Source organism: Ideonella azotifigens (assembly GCF_006519715.1).
In the GTDB taxonomy this organism is placed as follows: Bacteria; Pseudomonadota; Gammaproteobacteria; order Burkholderiales; family Burkholderiaceae_C; genus Ideonella; species Ideonella azotifigens.
The window spans coordinates 1-2,982 of record NZ_VIDT01000660.1 but is presented as its reverse complement, the minus strand read 5'-3'; the positions used below and the strand labels follow the sequence as shown (position 1 = coordinate 2,982).

Here is a 2,982-nt window from a genome sequence, read left to right as displayed (position 1 = left end):
GGCGGCGGGTGGTAGGGTGTCGACGATGAGGTCGGCAGCGGGGTCAGCCGGCGCGGAGGCCGCGCGGCGCTTGGCAGAGGTCGCCATGGGGCGAGTTCATCCGTGGTGAAGAAGGGGAGGTGCCCGGCCGCCAGCGACGGTGCGCCGCACAAGGGCGGCACACGGCCAGCGGTGGGCTGTGAGGAGGTCTCTGTTCGCTAGACGCCGCGTGCCCGGTCGGCCGCGAACTGGCGGCGGAATTCGGCGAAGGTGCCGGCGTCCAGGGATGCGCGCACTTCGCGCATCAGGTTCAGGTAGTAATGCAGGTTGTGCACCGTGGCCAGCATCGGGCCCAGCATTTCGCCGCAGCGGTCCAGGTGGTGCAGGTAGGCGCGGCTGAAGCCGCCGGCGCCCATCCCGGCAACATTCGCGTCGCCCGCGCAGGCATAGCAACTGCAGCTTTCGTCGATCGGCCGGTGGTCGCTTTTGTGGCGCGCGTTGCGGATCTTCAAATCGCCGAAGCGGGTGAAGAGGTGACCGTTGCGGGCATTGCGGGTAGGCATCACGCAGTCGAACATGTCCACGCCGCAGACCACGCCTTCGACCAGGTCTTCCGGCGTGCCCACGCCCATCAGGTAGCGCGGCTTGTGGGCCGGCAGCAAATGCGGCGTGTGCGCCATGATGCGCAGCATCTCGTCCTTGGGCTCGCCGACGCTGACGCCGCCAATCGCATAACCCGGCAGGTCCAGCTCGACCAGCGCATTCAGCGAGGCTTCACGCAGGTTTTCGAACATGCCGCCCTGCACGATGCCGAACAGCGCGTTCGGGTTCTGCAGCTTGGCAAACTCGGCCTGCGAGCGCTTGGCCCAGCGCAGGCTCAGCTCCATCGAGACCTGCGCTTCCTTCTCGGTCGTGCGGTGGCCCTTGGTTTCGTAAGGCGTGCACTCGTCGAACTGCATGACGATGTCGGAGTTCAGCACCGTCTGGATCTGCATCGAGACTTCCGGCGTGAGGAACAGCTTGTCGCCATTGACCGGTGACGCGAACTTCACGCCTTCCTCGGTGATCTTGCGCATCTCGCCGAGCGACCAGACCTGGAAGCCGCCGGAGTCGGTCAGGATCGGCTTGTGCCAGTTCTCGAAGCCATGCAGGCCGCCGAAGCTGGCCATCACGTCCAGCCCGGGCCGCATCCACAGGTGGAAGGTGTTGCCCAGGATGATCTGCGCGCCCATGTCGTGCAGCGAGCGTGGCAGCACGCCCTTGACGGTGCCGTAAGTGCCCACCGGCATGAAGATCGGCGTCTCGACCACGCCGTGGTTGAGCGTCAGCCGGCCGCGGCGGGCATGGCCGTCGGTCTTGATCAGTTCGAACTGGAGCATCCGGGGATTGTCGCGCAGTGGGGCACCCGGTCTCGCGGGTGGGCGCTGCCCTGCTGGCGGGACAATGCACGCATGCCCTTCAGCCTGAACCAGCCGGTGCACCACGAGCTGGTGATCAAGAAAAGCCGCTTCATCGCCTGCGTCGAACCGATGGCCGACCGCGCAGCGGCCGTCGCTCGCGTAGCGGAACTGCGTGCCCAGCATCCCGGTGCCAACCATGTCTGCTGGGCCTTGATGGCCGGTGGCCAGTCAGCCGCCAATGACGATGGCGAACCCGGTGGCACCGCCGGTCGGCCGATGCTGGACGTGCTGCGCCACCAGGACCTGGAGGGCGTGATGGCCAGCGTGGTGCGCTACTTCGGCGGCGTGAAGCTGGGCGCTGGCGGCCTGGTGCGCGCCTACACCGACGCGGTGGCGCAAGCCTTGTTGGGCGCCGAGAAGACGCCGCTGCAAAAGCGCATCGAATGGCGCTGCGAGGTGCCGTACGCACTGGAGGGGCGCTTTCGACGGGAGTTGGACCTGGCCGGGGCTTCTTTGCTCGACGCAGGGCACGGTGACGGCGTGGTGCTGCACTTCTCGGTACTGGCGTCTGCTTCGGAGGCCTTGAAGCTTCGATTGGAAGAAGCGGGTCAGGGAAAGTTGTGCTGGCTGACTGACTAGGTTTCAGTGGCCAAGGCCAACGGGTGGCCGGCTCCGTTCATGTCCCCCGGCCTTCGGCCTCCTCCTTTACTTCACTGCGCCGGCCACCCGCCGTCCTTGGAACTCCACGGTCTTGGGGTTTCACGGTCGAACAGCCAAAACACCGTGCCAGATCAGGGTGGTGGGATGCTGTGCAGCAAAGTAAAGGAGGAAACTTCGGCGCAGCCGAAGTTGGGGGACATGAGCGGAACAGCGTCCCGCCGGCCTGATCCCACGCCGACCCCAGGTCGTGAACGGCCATCACGAAGTCATTTCCGCAGACCGGTTCAACGTCCCCGGCACACCTTCGCAAAAGGTCCGCCACTCACGCAGGATGAAGCGCCCACGTTGGGCCGATTCGAAGTTGGCGCGGCCTTCGGGGTCGGCTTTCAGGCGGGCGCGGTAGCGCTCGTAAGCGGCCAGGTCTTCGAACGAGATCAGGCCCCAGGCCTCGTGGTTGCTGCCTTCGCTGGGCAGGAAATAGCCGATCAGCTGCCCGCCGCAACGGGGAATGATAGGGCCCCAGGCCTGGGCGTAAGCGGTGAAGGCTTCGCGCTGGAACGGGTCGATTTCGTAGCGGATGAAACAGGTCACGGCCATGGTGGCTCCTCGGGGTCAATCAGACGGTGACGCCACTGTGCGTGCTTTTCAGTCGGGCACGATTCGCCTACGATCGAACCATGAGCGCAATCCATTGCCATGGCTGACGGGCCACCGATTGCCCGTGTGGCCGCCTTGATCGGCGACCCGACACGTGCCGAGATGCTGGCCACGCTGATGGCCGGACAGGCGTTGACCGCCACCGAACTGGCGCAGCGCGCGGGCGTTGGCAAGGCGACGGCGAGCACGCACCTGGCGCGCTTGGTCGAAGCGCAGTTGCTGGTCGTCAGCGCGCAAGGCCGGCACCGCTATTTCCGCTTGGCCGACCCCGACGTGGCCCAGCTGC

Annotated in this window: 4 protein-coding genes; 2 read left to right on the top strand and 2 right to left on the bottom strand. The window is 66.2% G+C overall.

Annotated elements, in window-relative coordinates; all coding sequences use genetic code 11:
- Positions 1 to 197: 197 nt before the first annotated feature.
- Positions 198 to 1,358 (bottom strand): tRNA guanosine(34) transglycosylase Tgt, encoded by a 1,161-nt coding sequence (tgt, locus tag FKP22_RS25830; protein WP_141290660.1) that lies wholly within the window; start codon positions 1,356 to 1,358, stop codon positions 198 to 200.
- A gap of 72 nt (positions 1,359 to 1,430) precedes the next feature.
- Here tgt and FKP22_RS25825 point away from each other — a divergent pair, with 72 nt between their 5' ends.
- Positions 1,431 to 2,018 carry an IMPACT family protein gene (locus FKP22_RS25825; protein WP_141290658.1) on the top strand — a complete coding sequence of 196 codons (588 nt, stop codon included), beginning with the start codon at positions 1,431 to 1,433 and terminating at the stop codon, positions 2,016 to 2,018.
- Positions 2,019 to 2,297: 279 nt separating this feature from the next.
- On the opposite strand, the gene FKP22_RS25820 is transcribed toward FKP22_RS25825, so the two are convergent.
- Positions 2,298 to 2,636, bottom strand: coding sequence for an NIPSNAP family protein (locus FKP22_RS25820; RefSeq protein ID WP_141290656.1), 339 nt, complete (start codon positions 2,634 to 2,636; stop codon positions 2,298 to 2,300).
- 99 nt (positions 2,637 to 2,735) lie between these two features.
- On the opposite strand from FKP22_RS25820, the gene FKP22_RS25815 reads away from it, so the two are divergent.
- Positions 2,736 to 2,982, top strand: a 247-nt coding sequence (locus tag FKP22_RS25815; RefSeq protein WP_141290654.1) for an ArsR/SmtB family transcription factor, incomplete at its 3' end; no start/stop codon positions are given.